This is a genomic window from Pseudoalteromonas sp. P1-30 (genome assembly GCF_001400005.1).
Lineage (GTDB): Bacteria > Pseudomonadota > Gammaproteobacteria > Enterobacterales > Alteromonadaceae > Pseudoalteromonas > Pseudoalteromonas atlantica.
In genome coordinates this window covers 257781-279441 of the sequence record NZ_LKBC01000003.1, presented here as the reverse complement: position 1 = coordinate 279441, position 21661 = coordinate 257781, and the positions used below count along the sequence as shown (strand labels likewise).

The following is a 21661-nucleotide window of genomic DNA, read 5'->3' as shown; positions in this document are numbered from 1 at the left end:
GTTAGGGTCAGGTGTTTCTTTTTGCCTTTTGTGATTAAGGAAAAGCGCAAAACCTGCCCCAGTAACTCCATTTAAAAAAAGGGCATTGTTATTGCCCTTTTTTACGCGCTTAAACTTATTTTTATAACCCATAGCTCGACTATGTTTTGCTCTAGCCCTTATTTATAGCCCTGCTTTAATCGTCAGGCCCTTTTAAAGTAAACACTAAATGTTTTCGCATATCTTTTAAAATTACGCCTTTTTTAAGCATTGCGGCGCTTAAGCGCTTTTGCCATTTTAATATATCAGGCTCTGCGGCTGCTAATGCTTGTTCGTTTTCAAACTGAAAACACAGCAGTAGTGAACTCGGAAATAAGTGATATTCCACATCAAACCAGCATTGCAACATACCAGGGATTTCTTCGCGCCCTTGTGCTTCTAGTTTATCGGCAACGTTAAGCACAAGTGCTTGTTGTTTTACTTGCACTGCAGAGAGTTTTTTCATTATTAAAATCCAAATTAGCGGCTAATACATACAGCCAGAATGCGGGCATTATACGCAAGCTTGTAGCTATGCAACAACCGTAGGTTGGTTTGAGCGAAGCGAAACCCAACACCCAGCCAATGTAATAGCCACAACTAAAGATAAATACAATGCTATTACTTGTAGACGCTTAGCTTGCTAGCGTTGGCCGAAAGCGCGAACTATTTGGTTTTACATGTAGAGGTAGTTTGTTTTCGTTTTTTAAGCAGTAAAACGTATCTATATTACTATTACTCCCTCCAAAATAACGATTTCCACACCGAAAATAAAAATGACACTATTCTGCTAAAAGCTAAAAGCTAAAAGCTAAAAGCTAAAAGCTAAAAGCTAAAAGTGCTCATATAGTAAACACTTTCACCCTATGCTTTAATATTAAAAACAAGGGAGGGCGTTATGCGTAAAAATCGATTTTTATTTAATAAACACGTTGTGGCAATGGCTGCGCTAGGGGCTTTAGCTGCGCCGTTACCTGTATTGAGTAACGAGCCTGGGGTATTAGTTGAGCAGCTTTGTGCCAGTTGCCATAGTTTAAATAACCTTGAGCGTAGTGCGGGTTATAGCCAAGCGGATTGGCAAACACTCATAGGCTATATGGTTGATACAGGGGAAGGCACGGCCCTTAGTAAAGATATAAGCACGTATTTGGCAAAGCATTACCCTGTTAACACTAAGCGCGAGTCAACGGTGGTTAAAGGCGATTTAAAACTTAGCTTTAAATACTGGCAAGTGCCTTCGCTTGGGCAGCGCGCTCGCGACCCTGTGCAAGGTGAAAACGGGCTTATTTGGTGGGTTGGCCAGTGGGGCAATATTTTAGGTAGGTTAAACCCCAAAACCGGTGAAATGAAAGAGTACACACTGCCAAGTGGTACGTATGCGCACAGTGTATCGCTTGATAAAAACCAAACCCCTTGGTTTTTAGGTAATAAAAATGGCACGGTTGGGTATTTAGATTTAAAAACCGAAAAATTTAAAGTGTATAAAATGCCTGATAAAAACGCCCGTGACCCACATACAGGCGTGTTTGATGATGCGGGTATATTTTGGTTTACCCTGCAGCACAGCAACATGATTGGCAGGCTAAACCCTAAAAGCGGTGATATTAAGCTGGCTACTTTACCCACTAAAGGCTCGCGGCCTTATGGTATAAAGCTTGATTCAAACGGGACGCCGTGGGTGTCGTGTAATGGCAGTAACTGTTTGGTTAAAGTTGATAAAAACACCATGGAGCTTAGCGAAATAAAACTCCCAGGTGCTAAAACACATACTAGGCGCCTTGCTATTACGCCTGATGATATGGTGTTTTATGTAAACTCTGGCATGGGTAAACTTGGCCGCTATAACCCCAAAAACGGTAAAATAACGCAGTGGGATAACCCCAGCGGCGAAAACAGCCACCCGTATGCCATTGAATATGCCGATAATGCTATTTGGTTTAATGAGTCGACTAAGCGCCCCGAAACGCTGGTTAGGTTTGATTTAAAAACTCAAACCATGCAAAGCTGGCAAATTTCGAGTAAAGAAGGGGTTTACTCTGGCTTAATTAGGCACATGCGTATGGGCAATAACGGCTTGATTATTCATCAAACGGCTACTAATCAATTAGCCGAAATTACTTGGTCTAAGTAATTGAGTTTATTAACGCGTTATATAAAAGCGCTAAGCGTTAGTGCATTTATTTATGTGGTAGGAGTTTTTTACAACAGTTAGCAATATTTACTGTGTAAATGAAAGCAGTAGTTTGAGCTTGTTATTTAATTCATTGATTAATAGGAATAATTTAAGTGGTTTAGGTTTTGCTTAGTAATAGCTGTATTTTTTAAATAAATAAAGGAGTTATTATGAGCACGGTTATTACTGGGTTATTTGAAAGCGCATCACAAGCAACACTGGCTATTTATAGATTAGAAGCATTAGGTATTAATGAAGCTGATATAAGTATTGTAGCCAATGACTCATACGCAAAGGAAGACTTTGCCTTAGACGAGGGAACCAAAGCGGCTGAAGGCGGCATTGTTGGTGCAGCGTCTGGTGGTATTATTGCTGCAATTGTTGGCGGTTTTACTGCCGTAGGTACCGTGGCAACCGGTGGTACAGGTTTATTAGTAGCAGGCCCATTAGTGGCTGCATTTGCAGCGGGCGGTGCAGGTGCTGCCGTTGGCGGAAGTTTAGGCGCTGCTATTGGTGCGTTTATTCCTGAGCACGAAGTTAAATTTTACGAAGACGCCATTGAAAAAGGCTCTATATTAATTGGTGTTAAGTACAACAGCGATAACAAAAGCGCGATTGAAGAAATACTTAAAAATGCAGGCGCGAGTAGTGTGTCTACCGCGTAAAGCTAATTAGTTTAAAGCAATAAAAAAGGTGAAACTTAGTTTCACCTTTTTTATGCTTTTTTACGTTGTACTTGAGTAGCTATTGGCTTACTTAGATTTACGTTTGTCGAGCACATAATGTACGGCCATTCTTGCTACGCCTGCACCAATGCCAGATACCACCGCCCATGTAACGGCTTCTTTAAGATCTGTATGCTCGCTTGGCTTGTCTTTTGGGGCGGGCTCGTTGGTTACCTTTTCCCACGACTTTTGTAAACTTTTTCTGGTTAGCATGCCAGCTGATGCGGCTGCTAGGCCTATACCTAGTGTTTTAATTAGTTGCTTGTTACTCATAATTCCCTCGATTGTTTAATAGCGATAGGGTCATCTATAACCCGTTTAATAACACTAGTATGTTCAGCAATTAGTATACCGATAGCGCAGCAGGCGTTGTGAGCATGTTTTATTTTAGCGTGTGCATGGGCGCGTATTTTGATTAAACGCGCTGTGCTATTGGCTTAGCGCGGTATTAGTTAATGCACTATTGAGTGTTCAAGCTGTTTTTTTACCCGTTTTGAGCGGTACTTAGTATTAGGCGGGTGGGCGTGTTAAGCCTGTAAAGTTGTCATTTCTTTTGTAAATTTGCACTAGTTTTTGTATAGCGTTTAAGCAAAAACACGCAGTAAATTTTAAGTATGTGTAGTGGTTAATTACCTAGCTTTGTTTATTTTATTTTTAATCAATGCGTTACGTTTAGCGCAGGTGAAATTTTTTGCCTACAGTGAGCTTGGTATAGAGATTGTACCTAATAACTGAGCAGTCGCGTTATTTACAAACCTGATACTACATGAGGAGATCACGATGAATTGTTTACAGTTTGATTCAACCGCTAAAAAAAGCGTAGCACGTATTTTTAAACCAGCTTGCGCCATATTAATTACCGCTGCAATGCTACAAAATAGCGCATTGGCGAATGTAGATGTTGATATGCATGCAGTAAGTAAGTCGGGGCAAGGTGAGTTACTTGGCACCGTTACACTGACAGAAAATGAGCACGGGGTGGTATTTACCCCAGCGCTTAAAGGCTTAACGCCTGGGCAGCATGGCTTTCATGTTCATCAATATGCTAGCTGCGAGCCAAAGCAAAAAAACGGTAAAGTTGTACCGGCCGGTGCTGCTGGTGGGCACTTTGATCCTAACAGTGCTAAACACCACGATGAACCCTGGAGTAATGGCCACTTAGGCGATTTACCTGCGTTATTTGTAAATGAGCGTGGCGAAGCTAAATCGCCTGTTTTAGCGCCAAGGCTCAAGCTTGAGCAGCTTAAACAACACGCAGTGATGATCCACAAAGGGGGCGACAATTATGCCGACGAACCCAAGAAATTAGGTGGCGGCGGTAAACGTGTTGCGTGCGGCGTAATTAAGTAATACGGAGGTTATTTATGCCTTATCAAAACACAAACGAGTTACCTGACTCGGTAAAAAGTAACTTACCTAAACATGCCCAAGAGATATATCAAGAGGCGTTTAATAGCGCGTGGGATACCTACGAGGACCCAAGCGATAGAAAAAACGACGACGACCGCGAAACCACAGCGCATAAAGTGGCTTGGTCTGCGGTTAAAAATAGCTATAGTAAAAATGATAATGGAAATTGGGTTAAGTCGAGTAATTAGTTACTGGTACAAGTAAAAAACCAATGCATAAAAAAGCCGCTACAAAAGTTGTAGCGGCTTTTTTATAGCGCAATTAGGCTACTCGCTTTTGTGTTTGCGGCGTTTATAAAAGGCAAAACCACCCACTACACAGGCTAATATAACCGCCATAATAATAGTAAATGCCCACGGCCCAAAATTAGCAATGGCAGGAAGTGCAAGGGCAGTAACAATACCGCCGCCAACCACGGGCTCATAAAGTGGTTGTTTGTAACTAAAGGGGCGAATATGCTCGCTTGGGTTTGAGGTAGCCTGTTTTAGCATTAACAGCCCAACCGCCGTAGTGCCCATAGATTGCCCAAGCTCGCCAATTCCTCTTACTTTCCAATCTTTTGGGAAAAACCACCCACCAAAGAAAAAGTAAATAGCTGCGCTATAGGCAACCCCCACCGCGCCTAAAATTAAAATACTTTGCCAATATTTAGCAAGTACCGATAAGTTAAGTGCACCCAGTGCGGCAATTATTAGTAAATCGAGGGAGAGGTTAGAAAGCAGATTTATTTGATAGTGACTAATTAAGTTACCCATGCCTGATTTATTAAGCACTATTTGCACCATTAAACCCACCATCATCGCAACGGGGAATAAAGGCATGTACTCAAGTATTTTTACCGATGAATCGGCAAAAAGGCTTTTTTCGGCTACTTGTAAGCCACTAAGAATAAGCCAAGCAACAATAACAACCGTGCCTAAAATAGCAAAGTGCAGGCCAAACGGGCGGTCTTTTACCTCTACTTTTTCGTCGTGGCTAATTTCAAGTTCTTGGTCGCCCCCATCGGTGCGATTAGACATAATAGTCCCTAACACGATGGCGCTTATAAGGCCTATTGTTGCTATACCTAATCCCAGATCCATGCCTTTTGCAAAATCGATACTTTCAAAAGTGGATTGCAGGCCAGCTACGGTGCCATGCCCGCCCTGAAATCCCACCGCAATGAGTGCGCCGGCAATTTCGTTGGTATCAAATAAAGGGGCAAGTACAAATAATGCCGTGATCATACCCACCACATATTGGCCTATGGCAATGCTGTAGCCAAAGCTTAAATTGGGTAGGCTTTGATTTAGCGATTGTTTAATTGTAGGTATTTTTTTACCTAAAAATAAACCTGCAAACACCACTACAATTAAATACCCAGGTAGCTCCTTCCATATGCTTGTGACCTTTTCATCTATCCATAAATTAGTGCCTTGGAGCGACAAATTAATATGCTCACCAAGTAATTGTGGCCCTAATAAAAGAGCCAATACGCCAGCAATTAACGATGAGGGCACAATTAAGCCCCTTAAAAATGTGTACTTAATTAAATTACCTAGCGTTAAAAAAAAGGCCAGTAATAGTAACGACTTAAAAAATATAGCTATATCCATAACTGATTTAACCTATGTTTTATGCTCCTTTAAACTGCTCGCTAATAAAAAGAGCTATACATGTTTGAGTGCTAAATACGCTAAGTAGCAATATATATTCCAGCGATTTTTAAATTTTAAGTGATTGATAATTCTATTTTAAATATTTAATGCTGAATTGAGTGCAACGGCTTTACAGAGTATTTGTATGATTTTCAAACTAAAGTGTTAGGTAAATACACAGGGAGTGCGCTAAACACTCGTGTGAGTTTCGCTTAAATGTGCGTTACTATTTGGAAAAATTAAGTTTGTTTAAACCCATTGGGATTACGTTGAATTATTTAGCTCACCTTTACTTAGCAAAGCCTACAGCCGATTCACACTTTGGCAATTTATTAGGTGATTTTGGTGGACGCAGGCATGCAGAATACCTGCCCAATAGCGTTAAAAGCGCGCTAGAAAACCATTACTTAGTTGATAAATTTACCGACTCACACGCTTTAGTAAAAACCACTAAGCAGTACTTTTCGCCCAAGCGAAAGCGCTTTGCAGGCGTAGCGATTGACGTGCTGTTTGATCACTTTTTAATTAGGCATTGGCAGCAATTTAACAAACATCCTTTAAATGATTTTAAACGCAGTAGCTACGCACTTTTAAATGAGCGCATAGCGGTTATGCCACCGCGCATGCAGCATGTTGTAACCAGCATGACCACAAACGATTGGTTTAAAGAATACGAAACTATAGAAGGGGTAGGGCTTGCGCTTGATAACATAGCCAAACGCATTCGTTTTACTAATAACTTTGCCGGTGCTGCTGAGGATATAGCGCAAAACTACCATGAGTTAGAAGCGGTGTTTTTAGCATTTTTCCCTGAGTTAATTGAACATGTAAAAGAGAGCGCTCTTGAAAGGGGTTAATAAAATAATACTTAAATGCGTTTAGTATTGACCGTGCATTATTACGTGTACTGCTAGTTTATTTTTGTTAAATTTAGCGGCTCTATTATTGCCATTTGTATAGCTTAAAGGATTAACTAAATATGGATTTTTCTACGATTTTGGCCACGTTATTAGGCCAGCTTTGGTACTTTATACCGCTGTTTATTTGTATTGGTGTTTTTAAAACACCTTGGTTTAAAGGAGCGATAGGAGAGTGGCAAGTTAATGTGCTAATTAAACTGTTTTTAAATAAGGCAGATTACACGTTAATTAAAAATGTGACGCTGCCTACTTTTGAAAACGGCATTGAAAATGGCACTACACAAATTGATCATATTATTGTGTCTGAGTTTGGTGTGTTTGTGGTGGAAACTAAAAACATGAAAGGTTGGATTTTTGGTTCAGCGAATCAAAAAATGTGGACACAAAAAATTTTTAAACACTCATCAAAATTTCAAAACCCCCTGCATCAAAACTACAAGCATTTAAAAACACTTGAGTCGTGTTTAAACATAAACAGTAACGCATTATTTTCGGTTATTATTTTTATTGGCGACAGCACATTTAAAACTAAACTACCTGAAAATGTTAGGTTTGCACGCGGCGGTATTGAGTACATTAAAAGTAAAACCGAGCGAGTACTTAGTGCTAATACTAAAAACGATATAGTAAATACAATTGAAAGCGGAAAATTAAAACCAAGTTTTAAAACAAATCGCCAACATGTAAGCCATGTAAAAACAATTATTGAACATAAGCAGGCGCCAAAAAAAGAACGCTCAGAAACTCAGATATGCTCACGTTGCGGTGAGAAAATGGTACTACGTAAAGCAAAGAAAGGTACTAATATAGGAAATACGTTCTTTGGCTGTAGTGCATTCCCTAAATGTAGAAATAGTGTTGAGATTTAAAAGGAAGTAGATTTTATGCCCGATATAACGGCACTGTTTTATATAGCTATTATGGCTTTTTATTTATTACACAAAAACGAAGAAGCCAAAATATTAGTCCCCGTAATTGGCTTTGCAGCAATCCCCCTTTTTAGTAACGATTACTGGCAATGGTTTCAGCTCAGTGCGGCACTGAGTGTTGTGGTTATAGTGATAGAAAAAGAGAAAGCAGGGTATACAGGCGGTGGTGCTGTTTCGGCATTTGCTGCATTTTTTATCGGCGCTTTATTAGTTAGTATTTTTATACACGCGACTTCGTCTGCTGTTACTAGTTTAAAATCTACAAATTTTAATTTTAAACATCCACTAAGTTACGAGTGGTCTAGGGAAGTTGTAATTTTATACGCATCTGCGTTTATAACTGCATTGCTCGGGATATTATTCAATGTTCGTATGCCTGCAGCTCATAATGGCCTAGTAATTATTGCAGGCTTACTTGCTGTTTTACCTCATTTTTGTGGCTCTTTTTTATATGGTTTAGCATTGAGTGTAATTATTATTGTAGTCACTTTTTTGGTAGCACTTGTTAAAAAGGCGCAAGAAGAAGCGCGCGTTACATTCATTTATATTGGCGCTGGGTTAATACAGGTGAGTTGTTTGGTTAAGTACTTTAGCTAAGTATGTCTTTATATTGAACGATCGCTCAAGTTGTGCTTTAATCATTACTCAATTATTGAGGAGCGCTTCATGATCAAATTTTATTTTCACCATACACCTAACCCAATGAAGGTTGCTTTGTTTTTAGAAGAAACAGGCCTACCGTTTGAACTTGTACCACTTGATACCTTAAAAGGTGAGCAACATACACCTGAGTTTAAAGCCATTAATCCTAATGCAAAAGCACCTGCCATTGTTGATGGTGAAACCCGTGTGTTTGATTCGAACGCTATATTAATGTACCTAAGTGAAAAACACGGCAAGTTAACAGGTAAGCCAGAGAATCGTGCCGAAATGCTCTCATGGTTAATGTTTATTGCATCGGGCCTTGGGCCGTATTCGGGGCAAAGTGTACATTTTAGACACATGGCGCCACAAGGACTTGATTACGCAGTAAACCGCTACTTGCGTGAGGCACAGCGCCATTACGAAGTGCTTGATACACACCTTGAAGGTCGCGACTTTATAGTGGGTGATGAATACACTATTGCTGATGTATCTGCTTGGGGTTGGATTGATAAAGCGCCAGTAGTACTTGGTGAAGAAGGCCTAGCGCCATACCCTAATTTAAAACGTTGGTTTGAAAGCATTGATAGCCGCCCAGCGGTTGCTCGTGCACGCAAAATTGGCACCGATGTCGCCTTTAAAAAAGAGTTTGATGAAGAAGCCAAACGTGCGTTTTTCCCATCTAACTACCCTAAAAGCTAACGCTTAAAAAGTAAAAAAGGGCAATTAATTTTGCCCTTTTTTTTATGTATATTAATTGCTTAGCTTTATTATAATGCCACTAAGCTTTGCGTGAGCATTGCTTTAATTTGTTTAACTATGTTGGCTTCTGTTTCGGGTTCAAATTGTTGAATACGCGGGGTATGGATATGCCCAGTAGGAATGCTCGAATTTAGCGCATCACGCAGACGAATACTACGGTACGATATTTCGTTAGACAAATAACCACCTCCGCCGCCATTTACTGCAACACTGTTTTTAAGTGCGCCGTACGAGCCTGCTTTAAACGTTTTATCAAGTGTAGTTACTTCGCGATTGTCGATTACTTTATATGGGCCTTTGGCGTTTTGCATGGCGCTTACTGGTAGGCTAAATTTTACAAATTCATTACCAGGCAGTGGGCGGCCATTTAACTTGGGTATAACAGGGCTTGTTTGCGTACCGCCGTAGACAATATTGGCGTTATCTGGCGCGGTTACGCTGCGGCGTTTACCAGGAAAGTGCTCTAAATCAAACTCGGTTCTGCCCATGCTAACCGTTACAACCATGTCGACGTTATTAAGTGCGTAGTAGGGGGCAAGGAGTGATTCTATTATACCTTGGTCAAAGTCTTCGTAGCGTACTGGTACCATAACCGTGTTAATTTCGGCGCTAACGCCATTGTAATTAATAACTTGGCCATCGAGTAACAATGCGGCGACCCCTGATGGGTTGCTTTGGTTGATATTTTTGTCGAGTAAAAAAGGGTCAAATCCGGTAAGAATAATTTTTTTATCACTGCCTGATGAAAAAGCTAAATCGGTGCGGCCTCGGCTGCCCTCTTCAAGCATGCTTAGCAGCGTATTTATTTGCGCGTCAGATAGCTCAACGTTAGCTGCGGTTGTACGTATTATTTTGCTTGAAAGCAAGCGCGCCCAGTAAAGTGCTCGGTCGTCGTAATTGTTAGTTTTAATAATGCGTTGCTTAGCGCTTTCCCACAGCTCAAAACTATAGGTTTGAATGAGCTGCTTTGCCTCTTTAAAGTTATTGAGCGCTTTAAACTGTTGCTCAAAGGTGGTTACTTCTTTATTAAAGGCGTTTAACACAGTGGGCATAGCTGTTTGTGCTTTGCTGATGCGTTGTTCTTCAACGGTGAGTGGATTACTTAAAGCTGCGAATGAAGAGGCCATTAAGCTGGTTGCTAGTAATACTTTGATCATGATACTCCTAATTAAGCCGTTGTTATTTGAGTAACTTACTATCCTACTATTAAACAGTGAGGGCAATTATTTAAAGTTGAATTAACTGATATCTGGTACGGATGGAATGTTACATTATTACATTTTGATGAATTTAGCAAAGCGCCGCACTTCTAGCGGGCTATTTCCTTTACTATAGATTTAATAAAAAACACGGGAATAAAATAATGGTTTCTAGAAGAGAGTTTTTATTAAGTGCAGGCTCGCTTGCGTTTATTGGCTTATCGCGCAGCGCAATGGGTAACGTTGCTTTACCTGAAGTAACAACAAAGTTACCTGCTTATGGCCCATTAATAGCCGACCATCAGGCCTTATTAGATTTACCTAAAGGCTTTAGTTATCGGGTTATATCGGCACTTGGCGATAAAATGGATGATGGTTTAGACGTACCCGACCGTGCCGATGGCATGGGTTGTATTGCATTAGATAACGAACGCGTAGCCCTTATACGTAACCATGAGCTACAACCTAAACACATTAATAAAGCATCTGATTTAATTAGTAACCACAAAACCCCCTTAGCCTATGATTCATTTAAAAATGGTGTAGCTTTGCCCGGGGGCACTAGCCATATAATTTATAACTTAAAAGAGCAAAAACGCGAGCAAGAGTATTTATCGCTATGTGGCACAATAAGAAACTGCTCAGGCGGTGTAACGCCGTGGGGTAGTTGGCTAACCTGCGAAGAAACCGTTATGGATAAAAGCGATGGCTTGTCTCAATCTCACGGTTACATTTTTGAGGTACCAGCCAGCGCCAAAGGCCTAATTAAGCCAGAGCCATTATATGATATGGGCCGGTTTAATCATGAAGCCGCCGCAATAGACCCACAAACCGGTATTGTTTATTTAACTGAAGATAGAGGCGATAGTTTGTTTTATCGGTTTATTCCTCATCATCGCGATAAGTTAAATAAAGGCGGCATATTGCAAGCTATGGTAATTAAAAACCAGCCTCAGTTTGATAGCCGAAATTGGGATTCACCGGCCATGCCATTACACAGCGACCTTTTAGTTGAATGGATAACGCTCACAGACCCTAAAAGCCCAAATGATGACCTACGTAAGCAAGGTTATAAAAAAGGTGCAGCCTTATTTGCAAGAGGAGAGGGAATACATTGGGGTAAAAATGAGCTTTATTTTTGCTGTACTAATGGGGGCAAAAAGCAGTTAGGTCAGGTAATGAAGTACACACCTTCAAAAAACGAAGGCACTGAGTTAGAGCAAAATGAGCCTGGTAAAATACAACTATTTGTAGAAAGTACAAACGAGTCGTTATACAACTTTGGTGATAATTTAACGGTAGCACCTAACGGGCATTTAATTGTATGTGAGGATCAATACACAGACACGGTGAATAACCATTTACGCGGGGTAACACCCAAAGGAGAGGTGTATAACTTTGCTAAATTGCATGCGCAAACAGAGCTTGCTGGGGCGTGTTTTTCACCAGACGGACAAACCTTGTTTGTAAACGTATACATGCCAACTAAAACGTTGGCTATTACTGGTCCTTGGGATAGTTTTAAGCTTTAAAGTGGTAAAAATACAAACGCTTAGCATGCCTATACTAGGCGTTTGTATTTTAACAATCCTTGTAGGTTTACCAAATCCGTTAGCAAGCTTTAATCATCCTTGGTGCATTTACTACATCCTTTATGTAATAAGCAACGGGTCCTTGTAGTTTGCACTTCATCCTGTACCTACTTATGTAACGTATCCTTGTATCTTTATTAGTCCTTTAACTCTTATTAACATTCCTTGTATGGCAAAGTGGGTAATAAATTAATGATTTAGTTTACCTGCAGACGATTCAATGTGTGCTCGTACAAACCATTGAAACTGCTCTAAGTCACCTAGCTGGCTGGTGATCATATCCTCTGATACTGGGTCTAAGTCAGACAGCGTGCCAATGGCTTTGCGGTGGTCGGCGTTTACGCCACTGTATACTTTGTCTAATGCACCTAAATGCTCTACTACAAAGGCTTTACCTAATGAGTATTCTTCCCATGTGCGGCGATCTACAATTGACTTAGGTGTACCTTGTGGCGTACCGCCTAATGTAGCAATACGCTCTGCGATGGTGTCGGTCATTTCGCGAATAGCATCAACTTGTGGATCTAACATTTCATGCACACCAATAAAGCTTGGGCCTACTACATTCCAGTGAATATGCTTTAAAGTAAGTTGTAAGTCTAAAAGCGCTACGAGTCGGTTATCGAGTGTTTCAATTGTTTTTTTTGCTGATTCGTTATCCATACCTGGGGCTGTAAATTCAATTGGGTGTTGTGAGTTACTCATAATGTCTCCCGTTGTGTAATTTGTTGTATGTAGCCATTGCTACCATTTAACTTGCAATACATGAAGCAAAGCCTATGCCTACCAAGTTTATTTATTTAAGTTTTTGATATTTAATGTTTTATTTTTAATTGGGTACGTAGGGTTAAAAAAGGAGAGACGTAGAATATGAATTTTATGCACTTATTTTTGTAAATTGTGCACAGTAGTAAAAAACTGTGGCTGTTTATTGAAAGAGTTGAAATTTGTTTATGCTCAATAAGGCATAGTTAGTGTAATACAGCTACCTAATGTGCTTAACCTTGCAATTCACGCCGTTATTAAATTGCCTTTAAAAGCCCATCTTAATATTGCACGCGCTACAACCTCTAAATAAAACCCAGTAAATAAGCTATGCAAGGGTATACAAAATATAAAGGTGCTTATTTATTACCTGCTTAATGATTAATTCAGGTGTTTTATAAAGGGCTAACGCTGCTCTTTTAAAGCCGCGCTACTGGGCTTTACTACTTAGATTTTAAAAATCAGCCTTTGTACTTATTTAATCTCTTTAGTTGGTGAATGCTCACTGATATACTCCCGCCGCATTTTAATTGGGGGTTATGTAAATAAATCATGAATTTTTTAAAAACACTGTTTACAACATCTATACTGCTTTTGTCTCACTCAGCACTAGCAGAAAATTGGAGCGTCACACAGCTTCACACAAATTTTGGCGATGCCTTAAATCCCTTCACCGGGGAGTCGTCATTTACACGCACCTACACCATAGAGCATGCCTCAGAGCATGACTTAGGTGATAACTACTTTTTTATCGACTTTTTAAACGACAGCCTTAGTGATGGTTTTCAAGATACGGGTATTTATGGCGAGTGGTACACAACACTTAGCTTATCAAAAGCCTTTGATACCTCTGTGCGTTACGGTGCAATAAAAGACACAGGTTTAGTGTTTGGTATAAACGCCGGTGAAGAGGGGTTAATGAAATACACCCCAGGCATCAAGCTCAGCTGGGATGCCCCAGGCTTTGATTTTTTAACAACCACTTTTGCAGGTTACATTGATGCCAACGGCGGCGTGCATAAAGATCAGCTAGCCAAGCAAGACAACAGCATTTTTATAGACCTTGCATGGGGTGCACCTTTTGCACTAGCTAGCCAAGCATTTTATTTTACCGGCCACGTAGAATATATTTCTGGACGTGATGACGAACTAGGCAATAAAGTTAATGAGTGGTTGCTTGCTCAACCCGCTGTGCATTGGGATGTAGGGCAAAACTTTAATTTAAACCCGCAGCAGTTAATGGTAGGGGTAGAGTGGCGCTATTGGTACAACAAGTTAGGGACTAATAAAATAGAAAACCAGCCCTTTTTACATGCTATTTGGGTATTTTAAGCACAGCTTGCTTTGCTAGGTTAATAAAAAAATAGCGCCTTTTGGCGCTATTTTTAGTCAGTGTGGTTGGAATTTTAAGTGGTTGGTTGTTACTCGTAACCACGAGGTTTTTTGGTTTTAATAACTGCAATATAAGCATGCCAACTGGCGTAACTAAGCAAAGGCATAATTACAATAAAGCCCGTGGCACCGGTAGCAAAACCAACAGCTACCAATAAAAATATACAAATTGACCATACCACCATAGCGGCAAAGTTAGTTTTTACAGCGTTCATAGAGCTTATTACAGCGGTCATAATATCTACTCGGCGCTCCATCATTATTTGTGGAGCAAAAGCAGAAAGCGAAAATACAGTCACCAGCAATACCCCTCCTATTATGCTGCCTAACGTTAAAAACGCCGATAACTCTTCAAAGGTGGGATTGGCGTGGCTCGGATACAAAGCATGCACAAGCGCGGCTAAACGCATCCAAGCAATCATGATAACCATTAGCATTATTGCAAAGCCCCATTCGCCTACTGGGTTTCTAAACATCGACTTTATAGAGTGGCTAAGTGTGGGTTTATGACCTTTTTCAAGCTCCCATGCTACATCGTAAAGGCCTGCCGCGAAGGCTGGGCCTATTAATGCAAACGCCACGGTTGCAGGCAGTATTACTAAATATGTACCTGTAAACATTGCCGAGTAAACAATAGCAACAGGAATAAGGGTAAATATTACCCCGTAAATAAGGCTCAATATGGGCGCACGGGTCATGTCTTTAAATGCCAGTGCTAGCCAGTGAAAAGCCGCAAATGTGTTTACCTTATTGCATTCAATGCAGCGGGCAAATTCAGAGTGTTTATTAATCGTATTTGTTGTTGGCATAACAACGCTCCTTAACAAGGTGTCTCTTAAAGGTTTAGAACACATTGGCTTTATTTACAAATTGAACAATATATACGCAATAAAAAATATTTTCGGTCAATTTATGTACTGATTTGTTTTTGTAACTGTTATTGGTGATAAAAATGAAAGGCAAATACAGCGAATAAGTAAAAATTCGTAATTTAGTTAATAAAAAGTTAACATTAAGTGTTTAATGTGATTTTATGTTTACAACCAGTCTAACAGGAACAATAAAATGGACGAGATAATAAATAATATTGATGTAAATCAGTATTTGCCGGCAGCAGTAATGTGGGCAACAAATATTCTAATGGCAATTGTTATATTACTAATAGGCTTATGGCTTGCGGGTAAAGTGCGTAATATGATTATTAGTTTATGCCATAAATACACTCACTTTGATGACACGCTGTTTCGCTTTTTAGGCAGTATGGCGCGCTATGTTATTTTAGCGTTTGTATTTATTGCCGTGTTAAACCGCTTTGGTGTGCAAACAGCTTCAATAATTGCGCTATTAGGTGCGGCAGGTTTAGCTATTGGGTTAGCGCTGCAAGGTGCTATGTCTAACTTAGCTGCAGGTGTAATGTTACTTATATTTAGACCTTACAAAGTAAACGACTTTATTGAAGCCGCAGGGCGCTTTGGTAAAGTTACCGAGGTTGATATGTTTACAACTATTTTGCAAACGTTCGATAATCAGCAAGTTATTATCCCAAATAGCCAAATTTGGGGAGCGCAAATTATTAATCACTCGCATCATCCTATTCGCGGCGTAGATATGCACTTTGGTGTGGCATACGATGAAAACACCGACGCTGTTCGCAAAGTTATTGATAGCGTGCTTGAGGCTCACCCACACATACTAAAAGACCCAGCTCCTTTTGTTGAAGTAGAAACACTAAACAACAGCTCGGTAGACTTTTTAGTAAGACCTTTTTGTAAAGGCGAGCACTACTTCGAAATTTTATATACGGTGCCAGAGCTGATTAAAAAAGCCCTTGATGAAAACAATATTGAAATTCCATTCCCACATCGTAAAGTTATTTTAGTTAACGAGAATAAAGATTAAGGCTTAAACCTAAGAGCACTTTTCAAGTGCTCTTTTTTTGTCTGAAAAAGTTACACGCCTGTGTAATTTTTTCTTTTATAAATTACCTCAAATACTACTTTTTTGTCTGTACAGCCCTTTTTTACTAGGTTGGATGGCTGGTCTTTATTTTGCATTTGCATAGTCGCTTTTAGTTTTAAAGCTCATAAAAACTATCGACCCATTAAATCAAATTGTATGAAGGACTAAACATGGCTGAATCATTTAAATACTCAGGCAATAAAGGGCATGGTGGCGAATTACATCAAAAGGCTTCTGATGAATACCCAACGATGACCACCGCGCAAGGGTGCCCTGTTAGCGACGATCAAAACTCATTACGTGCAGGCAAGCGCGGCCCAGGTTTATTAGAAGATCATGTAATGCGCGAAAAGCTGTTTCACTTTGATCACGAACGCATTCCAGAGCGTGTGGTACATGCCAGAGGCTACGGTGCTCATGGTTATTTTGAAACCTACGACACGCTTGAAGATTTAACCTGTGCTGATATTTTTCAGCGCAAAGGTGAAAAAACACCGGTATTTGCACGGTTCTCAACTGTGGCAGGGAATAAAGGGTCTCCCGATTTAGCACGTGATGTTCGCGGGTTTGCTGTTAAATTTTACACCCAAGAAGGAAACTGGGATTTAGTGGGTAACAACATACCTGTATTTTTTATTCAAGATGCAATGAAGTTTCCTGATTTAATTCACTCAGCTAAGGCTGAACCAGACCGTGGTTTTCCACAAGCGCAAACCGCGCACGATAACTTTTGGGACTTTGTAAGTTTATCGCCTGAGTCAATTCATATGATTATGTGGGCCATGTCAGATAGAGCCATACCGCGCTCTTTACGCTTTATGGAAGGCTTTGGTGTTCATACCTTTAAATTTATTAATGCAAATGGCGATGAAAAATTTGTTAAGTTTCATTGGAAACCAAAAGCCGGTATGCAGTCAGTAGTGTGGAACGAAGCACTAAAACTTAATGGTGCTGACCCTGATTTTCATCGCAGAGACATGTGGGAATCTATTGGTAAAGGCGACTTCCCAGAGTGGGAGCTGGGTGTACAAGTGTTTGATCAGCAATTTGCTGATGAATTTGAATTTGATGTTTTTGATGCCACAAAGCTTATACCTGAAGAGCAAGTACCCGTAAAAATTGTGGGCCGCATGGTGCTTGACCGTGTAGTTGATAACTTTTTTGCCGAAACAGAGCAAGTGGCTTTTTGTACTCAAAACATTGTACCTGGGCTTGATTTTACACCTGACCCATTACTGCAAGGGCGAAACTTTTCGTATTTAGATACTCAAACCAAACGCCTAGGCGGTCCTAACTTTACGCATATTCCGGTTAATGCGCCTAAATGCCCAATGCGTCATTTTCAACAAGATGGCCACATGGCAATGCATAACCCTAAAGGGCGTGCTAACTACGAGCCAAACTCGTGGAGCGGCGATGAGCATAACCCCCGTGAATGCCCAGTGCATGGCTTTAAAAGCTCAAGCGAGCCAGAAGTAAGCGGTGGAGATAAGCTGCGTTATCGCTCAGAAACATTTAGCGATCACTACAGCCAAGCGCGCCAATTTTACTTAAGCCAAACAGGAGTAGAGCAAGCGCACATTCAATATGCGTTTGTATTTGAGCTTTCAAAAGTAGAGCATGTGCCGATTCGCGAGCGTGTGGTTTCGCACTTATTAAATGTAGATAACACATTAGCGCAAGAAGTTGCAAAAGGCCTGCGCCTGCAAGATATGCCAGAGCCGGCTGAAGCTGCTATGCCAACGCGTAACGATTTACCTGTATCGGATGCGCTAAGTATTTTAAAAAATGCGCCAGATACCTTTAAAGGTCGTAAGTTAGGTATTTTAGTGAGCGATGGCTTTGATGCTGATATTTTTAATTCGGTTACAAATGCCTTAGACGCTGAAGGTGCTAACTACGAAATTGTTGCCGCACAAGTAGGTGGTGCATGTTGTAGTAAAGGTAAGCATGTAGCAGCGGATCAAGTAATTAATGGCGGCCCTTCGGTGCTTTACGATGCGGTGATGGTACTTGCAACGCAAGAGGGCGCTAAGAAGCTTGCTGGTATTCCTGAGGCAAAAGACTTTGTGAGCGATGCGTTCGCGCACATGAAATACATAGGCTACACAAAAGATGCCATGGCATTATTTGAAGCCGCAGGGCTTGATGGTAAAGCCGACGATGGTTGGATAGATTTAAACATGCACTCTGCAGATAAATTTATTGAAACATTGCGCAATTTAAGATTTTGGCAGCGTTAGAACAAAACGCTTTAGCAAATAATAACCACACCCTGTAAAGGGTGTGGTTTTTTTATGGCTAACTGGTTATGGTATTAACTCTAAACAGTAACTAATTGGATTTATTATGAAGCTTAAAGGCGCTTGCCACTGTGGCAAAGTAACGTTTAGTGTGAGCTCTAAACACCCTTATCCTTATAACTTATGTTACTGCTCTATTTGTCGTAAAACGGCCGGCAGTGGCGGGTTTGTTATAAACTTGAACGCACAATACAGCACGCTTGAGGTTACAGGGCGTGAGCATATTACTATTTATCATGCCAAAGTGGGTGATAAAACCAGCCCTGCTGAGCGCCATTTTTGTAAACACTGCAGCAGTAACTTGTGGTTATATGATTCGCGATGGCCTGAGCAAGTTCATCCCTTTGCTGGCGCAATAGACAGCGAATTACCCGTACCGCCAGAGCACACCCACTTAATGCTTGCCAGTAAGGCCAATTGGGTCACCCCGCATATTCAAAAGAATGATAAACAGTTTGATGAATACCCCGATGAAAGCATTGCAGCGTGGCACCAACGTTTAAACTTAGAGCAATAATACGCTGGCTAAAGTGCGCTGCATCGTACTTAAAAGGGCATACCCCCCAGTTAATGGGGTAAAATTTTAATGATTAACAGTGCACTGTGAGGCGTTACTTTGTGTACAGTAATGAAAGTCGGTGTAATAGTGAGATTGCGCAGGCTTTTTATTATATAAAATGTAGTCGTGCATTAGCTTGGTGCTCAAGCGGCCCATTTCAAAAGGGTTTTGCCCTATGTTAGCCGAAGAGAGGCCCCTGCTTAACACATTGAGCTGTATTTCTTCTGTATCGGCAGAAACAATAATAATGTCTTTATCGGCAATACGTTGCTTAAAAGGCGCTAAGGCATTTACGTAATGAGGGTTAAACTGTGCAAACCCCGCCACAGCTAAAAAAATGGGTGGGTTCTCCATTTTTAATAAATGCATTAACTGCTTTAGTGACTCTTCGCGCTTACCTAAACTAAATAAGGGGCAGCGACTATGTTCGCGCCAGCCGTTTTTACCTGATAGGTGCGCTGTCGCTTGATCAGACAGCGCATACCTAACCCCAGCAATACGCTTGTTTAAATTAGGGGTTGTATGGTGCCCCGACTGCATGCAAAGCGTATTATTTGCTTTGCTGGTCAGTTTTTTTACTTGCTCGCCTAAGGCAACGCCAAAGTCGAAGTTGTTACTGCCAACGTAGGCTAGGCGGTACTGTTGGTGTTTTTCTAGCAGGTCAGAATCAAACGTTATAACAGGAATGTTTTTGCTTTTAAGCGCCATTAATGAACGAGTGACCAAATGCTGAGAGTCGGTTGTTGCTACAATTAACCCATCTATTTTTTGGTCAACTAACCTATTAATGACCATAGATTGGCTACGAATATCTTGAAAGTCTTTTGGTCCATCGTACTTGCATTCTATTTCTGGGTGCTCACTACTAAAGTGCAAACAGCCTTTAAAGGCTTGCTGATAAAAAGAGTCGTTTTTTGTTTTACCTACAATGGCAATCACAACTTTAGCCACGCTTTGGTGGGCAAATAAAGCACACCAGCTTAAAACTAAATACTTCAGAACTTTATACTTTTTAGCGGCTAGGCTAATTTTAGCTAACATTATAAAAGTCCTAAGCAAGTAAAAGTAAGATATATATTACAGCTAGTATAGTTATTGACCACAAATTGGCTAATTTATTTATAGTAACTTAAATGAGTTAACACGTTGAAAGAAGTGTTTTTAACCTATAGGCTAAATGCATACACCCATAAAAAATAATGGAGAGCGTTATGACTGTTTCAGCAATTCCCAAAGGGTTTAGTTCGGTAACACCGTACTTAATTATAGAAGGTGCTCAGCAAGCTATTTGTTTTTATCGTGATGCATTTAATGCGCAGTTAGTAATGCAAATGCCGCTGCCAGAGGGCGGTATAGCCCATGCTGAAATTATAATTGGCGACTCCCACATTATGATTTCGGACTCATGCCCGGACGAGTCATTTAAAAGCCCCAATGCACTTGGTGGCACACCGGTAAGTTTAATGCTTTACGTAGAAGATGTAGACAGCGTATTTAAAAAGGCAATTGAACTTGGCGCTACAGAAGTACGCCCAGTGCACGACCAGTTTTACGGTGATAGAGCCGGCACCCTACAAGACCCATTCGGGCATATTTGGACCATAGGCACCCATAAAGAAGATTTAAGTGAGCAAGAAATTAACCAAAGAATGGCCGACTTAATGTCAAAAGAGCAAGATGCATAAAGCAGCTTGCCCTGCGTTTGAGCTAAATTGTTTACCCTAAATTTATCGCTAAATATTTTATTTCGTCACCGTTTATTTGTGGTAAAAAATAAATATCTTGGTACTTAAAATATTGTTGATCGTTAATCGTGACAGCCTCTGCCGAAATAGGGAGGGTGTCGTAGGTTTGCCCTAAATCATAATTTTTAGCACTGCCTACCTTAATAGCCTGATTAACCACTATTTTAGGCTCATCAACTACTCTATAACCATTATTATCTGCCACGTAATATACATTTTGGTAGGTATAGTAAGTGGTATTATGGCGTTTAAAGTGTGAATAATGCCTTGGTAGTGAGCGTATTCTTAAGCCTCTTGGTGGCTTAACTACGTGGTAGCCTCTTTTTGCTTTTCTATAGTAAATACCATCACTAAATGTAAACGTAATGCCATTAAATCTGATTGAAGCACTATTGCGCGGTAAATGATTAAAATAATGCCCAGGCCGGTAGGTCACTACGTTGTGGCGATTATGTTTAAAATAATTACGAGTGCGTTGCTGCTGTTTGTAATGGGCAACTTTGCGCTTTTGCTCTTTGCGGTGCTCGCGTTTGGCTTGTTTGCGCTCTTTACGGTCGTTTTTTTTATATTCTATACGCTGTTTTTTGTCATCGCGGCGCTCATCTCGTTTGTATTCGATGCGTTTTGCGCGCTCATTATTAAAACTTTTTGCGTGTTCTCGCTCATTGGGTGCTGCATATGCAGCGCCAGATACTGCACTTATGGCAAGTAGAGCAGGGAGTAATTGAGTCAGTTTCATACTAGTGCCTCGTGTATGTTGTTACATAACTGGGTTCAATACTAGCGCTTTAAACTGAATGGTAACTGACATGTAACCGATAACAGGGGCGTGTTTACAGCTTTTTACTAACGTTTACTGTTCTTGACACAAGCCAACGTTTTCTCACATTATTGACGATTTTAGGAACTTTTATAGGCTATAAGTTGCGTA

At 40.5% G+C, this 21661-nt stretch carries 22 protein-coding genes; 14 read left to right on the top strand and 8 right to left on the bottom strand.

What is annotated here, in order from left to right:
* Positions 1-175 precede the first annotated feature (175 nt).
* On the bottom strand, positions 176-484 hold the full coding sequence (locus tag AN395_RS09455) for a hypothetical protein (protein WP_054982823.1): 309 nt from the start codon (positions 482-484) through the stop codon (positions 176-178).
* Positions 485-916: 432 nt separating this feature from the next.
* Between AN395_RS09455 and AN395_RS09450 the strand changes: the two genes are divergently transcribed.
* Both AN395_RS09450 and AN395_RS09445 read left to right on the top strand, forming a co-directional pair.
* A complete protein-coding gene (locus AN395_RS09450) occupies positions 917-2149 on the top strand; it encodes a cytochrome C (RefSeq protein WP_095206638.1) in 1233 nt (410 codons plus the stop codon).
* A 212-nt stretch (positions 2150-2361) separates the two neighbouring features.
* Positions 2362-2856, top strand: a complete 495-nt coding sequence (locus tag AN395_RS09445; protein WP_054982822.1) for a hypothetical protein — start codon at positions 2362-2364, stop codon at positions 2854-2856.
* A gap of 87 nt (positions 2857-2943) precedes the next feature.
* Here AN395_RS09445 and AN395_RS09440 read toward each other — a convergent pair whose 3' ends face one another.
* Positions 2944-3189: a DUF4235 domain-containing protein gene (locus AN395_RS09440; RefSeq protein ID WP_004587585.1), complete on the bottom strand. Its 246-nt coding sequence runs from the start codon at positions 3187-3189 to the stop codon at positions 2944-2946.
* A 507-nt stretch (positions 3190-3696) separates the two neighbouring features.
* Here AN395_RS09440 and sodC point away from each other — a divergent pair.
* Entirely contained in the window at positions 3697-4266 is a 570-nt protein-coding gene (sodC, locus tag AN395_RS09435) for a superoxide dismutase family protein (protein WP_095206637.1), read from the top strand.
* 14 nt (positions 4267-4280) lie between these two features.
* The gene (locus AN395_RS09430) at positions 4281-4514 is read left to right on the top strand and encodes a ChaB family protein (protein ID WP_054982821.1); all 234 of its coding nucleotides are present in this window, start codon (positions 4281-4283) and stop codon (positions 4512-4514) included.
* 78 nt (positions 4515-4592) lie between these two features.
* Here the strand turns inward: AN395_RS09430 and AN395_RS09425 are convergent, their stop codons facing one another.
* On the bottom strand, positions 4593-5921 hold the full coding sequence (locus AN395_RS09425; protein ID WP_054982820.1) for a sodium/glutamate symporter: 1329 nt from the start codon (positions 5919-5921) through the stop codon (positions 4593-4595).
* A 311-nt stretch (positions 5922-6232) separates the two neighbouring features.
* On the opposite strand from AN395_RS09425, the gene AN395_RS09420 reads away from it, so the two are divergent.
* The 4 genes from AN395_RS09420 to AN395_RS09405 all read left to right on the top strand — a co-directional run bounded on the left by AN395_RS09420 (position 6233) and on the right by AN395_RS09405 (position 9156).
* Complete coding sequence (locus AN395_RS09420; RefSeq protein WP_054982843.1) at positions 6233-6820, top strand: ACP phosphodiesterase; 588 nt, start codon at positions 6233-6235, stop codon at positions 6818-6820.
* Positions 6821-6942: 122 nt separating this feature from the next.
* On the top strand, positions 6943-7752 hold the full coding sequence (locus AN395_RS09415; protein WP_054982819.1) for an NERD domain-containing protein: 810 nt from the start codon (positions 6943-6945) through the stop codon (positions 7750-7752).
* A 15-nt stretch (positions 7753-7767) separates the two neighbouring features.
* The gene (locus AN395_RS09410) at positions 7768-8409 is read left to right on the top strand and encodes a hypothetical protein (RefSeq protein WP_054982818.1); all 642 of its coding nucleotides are present in this window, start codon (positions 7768-7770) and stop codon (positions 8407-8409) included.
* A gap of 69 nt (positions 8410-8478) precedes the next feature.
* Positions 8479-9156, top strand: coding sequence for a glutathione S-transferase family protein (locus AN395_RS09405; RefSeq protein ID WP_054982817.1), 678 nt, complete (start codon positions 8479-8481; stop codon positions 9154-9156).
* Between the two features lie 68 nt (positions 9157-9224).
* On the opposite strand, the gene AN395_RS09400 is transcribed toward AN395_RS09405, so the two are convergent.
* Positions 9225-10373, bottom strand: a complete 1149-nt coding sequence (locus AN395_RS09400; protein ID WP_054982816.1) for a hypothetical protein — start codon at positions 10371-10373, stop codon at positions 9225-9227.
* Positions 10374-10579: 206 nt separating this feature from the next.
* Between AN395_RS09400 and AN395_RS09395 the strand changes: the two genes are divergently transcribed.
* On the top strand, positions 10580-11947 hold the full coding sequence (locus AN395_RS09395) for an alkaline phosphatase PhoX (protein ID WP_054982815.1): 1368 nt from the start codon (positions 10580-10582) through the stop codon (positions 11945-11947).
* Positions 11948-12196: 249 nt separating this feature from the next.
* On the opposite strand, the gene dps is transcribed toward AN395_RS09395, so the two are convergent.
* Complete coding sequence (gene dps, locus AN395_RS09390; RefSeq protein WP_029772918.1) at positions 12197-12712, bottom strand: DNA starvation/stationary phase protection protein Dps; 516 nt, start codon at positions 12710-12712, stop codon at positions 12197-12199.
* 612 nt (positions 12713-13324) lie between these two features.
* Here dps and AN395_RS09385 point away from each other — a divergent pair.
* Positions 13325-14104, top strand: a complete 780-nt coding sequence (locus AN395_RS09385; RefSeq protein WP_054982814.1) for a nucleoside-binding protein — start codon at positions 13325-13327, stop codon at positions 14102-14104.
* A gap of 89 nt (positions 14105-14193) precedes the next feature.
* Here the strand turns inward: AN395_RS09385 and AN395_RS09380 are convergent, their stop codons facing one another.
* Complete coding sequence (locus AN395_RS09380) at positions 14194-14973, bottom strand: DUF2189 domain-containing protein (protein WP_054982813.1); 780 nt, start codon at positions 14971-14973, stop codon at positions 14194-14196.
* Positions 14974-15229: 256 nt separating this feature from the next.
* Between AN395_RS09380 and AN395_RS09375 the strand changes: the two genes are divergently transcribed.
* The 3 genes from AN395_RS09375 (at position 15230) to AN395_RS09365 (ending at position 18943) form a co-directional block, all read left to right on the top strand.
* Positions 15230-16063 carry a mechanosensitive ion channel family protein gene (locus AN395_RS09375; protein WP_004589490.1) on the top strand — a complete coding sequence of 278 codons (834 nt, stop codon included), beginning with the start codon at positions 15230-15232 and terminating at the stop codon, positions 16061-16063.
* Between the two features lie 230 nt (positions 16064-16293).
* Positions 16294-18366, top strand: a complete 2073-nt coding sequence (locus AN395_RS09370) for a catalase (RefSeq protein WP_054982812.1) — start codon at positions 16294-16296, stop codon at positions 18364-18366.
* A gap of 106 nt (positions 18367-18472) precedes the next feature.
* Positions 18473-18943, top strand: a complete 471-nt coding sequence (locus AN395_RS09365; protein WP_054982811.1) for a GFA family protein — start codon at positions 18473-18475, stop codon at positions 18941-18943.
* Positions 18944-19009: 66 nt separating this feature from the next.
* On the opposite strand, the gene AN395_RS09360 is transcribed toward AN395_RS09365, so the two are convergent.
* A complete protein-coding gene (locus AN395_RS09360) occupies positions 19010-20026 on the bottom strand; it encodes a substrate-binding domain-containing protein (protein ID WP_054982810.1) in 1017 nt (338 codons plus the stop codon).
* A gap of 170 nt (positions 20027-20196) precedes the next feature.
* Between AN395_RS09360 and AN395_RS09355 the strand changes: the two genes are divergently transcribed.
* Positions 20197-20670 carry a VOC family protein gene (locus AN395_RS09355; RefSeq protein WP_004588872.1) on the top strand — a complete coding sequence of 158 codons (474 nt, stop codon included), beginning with the start codon at positions 20197-20199 and terminating at the stop codon, positions 20668-20670.
* Positions 20671-20701: 31 nt separating this feature from the next.
* Here AN395_RS09355 and AN395_RS09350 read toward each other — a convergent pair whose 3' ends face one another.
* Complete coding sequence (locus tag AN395_RS09350) at positions 20702-21469, bottom strand: DUF6515 family protein (protein WP_004588873.1); 768 nt, start codon at positions 21467-21469, stop codon at positions 20702-20704.
* Positions 21470-21661 lie beyond the last annotated feature (192 nt).

Bases quoted from the DNA above. Each gene is read 5' to 3' on its own strand.
- AN395_RS09455 (WP_054982823.1), bottom strand. From the start codon at position 484: ATGAAAAAACTCTCTGCAGTGCAAGTAAAACAACAAGCACTTGTGCTT.
- AN395_RS09450 (WP_095206638.1), top strand. From the start codon at position 917: ATGCGTAAAAATCGATTTTTATTTAATAAACACGTTGTGGCAATGGCT.
- AN395_RS09445 (WP_054982822.1), top strand. From the start codon at position 2,362: ATGAGCACGGTTATTACTGGGTTATTTGAAAGCGCATCACAAGCAACA.
- AN395_RS09440 (WP_004587585.1), bottom strand. From the start codon at position 3,189: ATGAGTAACAAGCAACTAATTAAAACACTAGGTATAGGCCTAGCAGCC.
- sodC (WP_095206637.1), top strand. From the start codon at position 3,697: ATGAATTGTTTACAGTTTGATTCAACCGCTAAAAAAAGCGTAGCACGT.
- AN395_RS09430 (WP_054982821.1), top strand. From the start codon at position 4,281: ATGCCTTATCAAAACACAAACGAGTTACCTGACTCGGTAAAAAGTAAC.
- AN395_RS09425 (WP_054982820.1), bottom strand. From the start codon at position 5,921: ATGGATATAGCTATATTTTTTAAGTCGTTACTATTACTGGCCTTTTTT.
- AN395_RS09415 (WP_054982819.1), top strand. From the start codon at position 6,943: ATGGATTTTTCTACGATTTTGGCCACGTTATTAGGCCAGCTTTGGTAC.
- AN395_RS09410 (WP_054982818.1), top strand. From the start codon at position 7,768: ATGCCCGATATAACGGCACTGTTTTATATAGCTATTATGGCTTTTTAT.
- AN395_RS09405 (WP_054982817.1), top strand. From the start codon at position 8,479: ATGATCAAATTTTATTTTCACCATACACCTAACCCAATGAAGGTTGCT.
- AN395_RS09400 (WP_054982816.1), bottom strand. From the start codon at position 10,373: ATGATCAAAGTATTACTAGCAACCAGCTTAATGGCCTCTTCATTCGCA.
- AN395_RS09395 (WP_054982815.1), top strand. From the start codon at position 10,580: ATGGTTTCTAGAAGAGAGTTTTTATTAAGTGCAGGCTCGCTTGCGTTT.
- dps (WP_029772918.1), bottom strand. From the start codon at position 12,712: ATGAGTAACTCACAACACCCAATTGAATTTACAGCCCCAGGTATGGAT.
- AN395_RS09385 (WP_054982814.1), top strand. From the start codon at position 13,325: ATGAATTTTTTAAAAACACTGTTTACAACATCTATACTGCTTTTGTCT.
- AN395_RS09380 (WP_054982813.1), bottom strand. From the start codon at position 14,973: ATGCCAACAACAAATACGATTAATAAACACTCTGAATTTGCCCGCTGC.
- AN395_RS09375 (WP_004589490.1), top strand. From the start codon at position 15,230: ATGGACGAGATAATAAATAATATTGATGTAAATCAGTATTTGCCGGCA.
- AN395_RS09370 (WP_054982812.1), top strand. From the start codon at position 16,294: ATGGCTGAATCATTTAAATACTCAGGCAATAAAGGGCATGGTGGCGAA.
- AN395_RS09365 (WP_054982811.1), top strand. From the start codon at position 18,473: ATGAAGCTTAAAGGCGCTTGCCACTGTGGCAAAGTAACGTTTAGTGTG.
- AN395_RS09360 (WP_054982810.1), bottom strand. From the start codon at position 20,026: ATGTTAGCTAAAATTAGCCTAGCCGCTAAAAAGTATAAAGTTCTGAAG.
- AN395_RS09355 (WP_004588872.1), top strand. From the start codon at position 20,197: ATGACTGTTTCAGCAATTCCCAAAGGGTTTAGTTCGGTAACACCGTAC.
- AN395_RS09350 (WP_004588873.1), bottom strand. From the start codon at position 21,469: ATGAAACTGACTCAATTACTCCCTGCTCTACTTGCCATAAGTGCAGTA.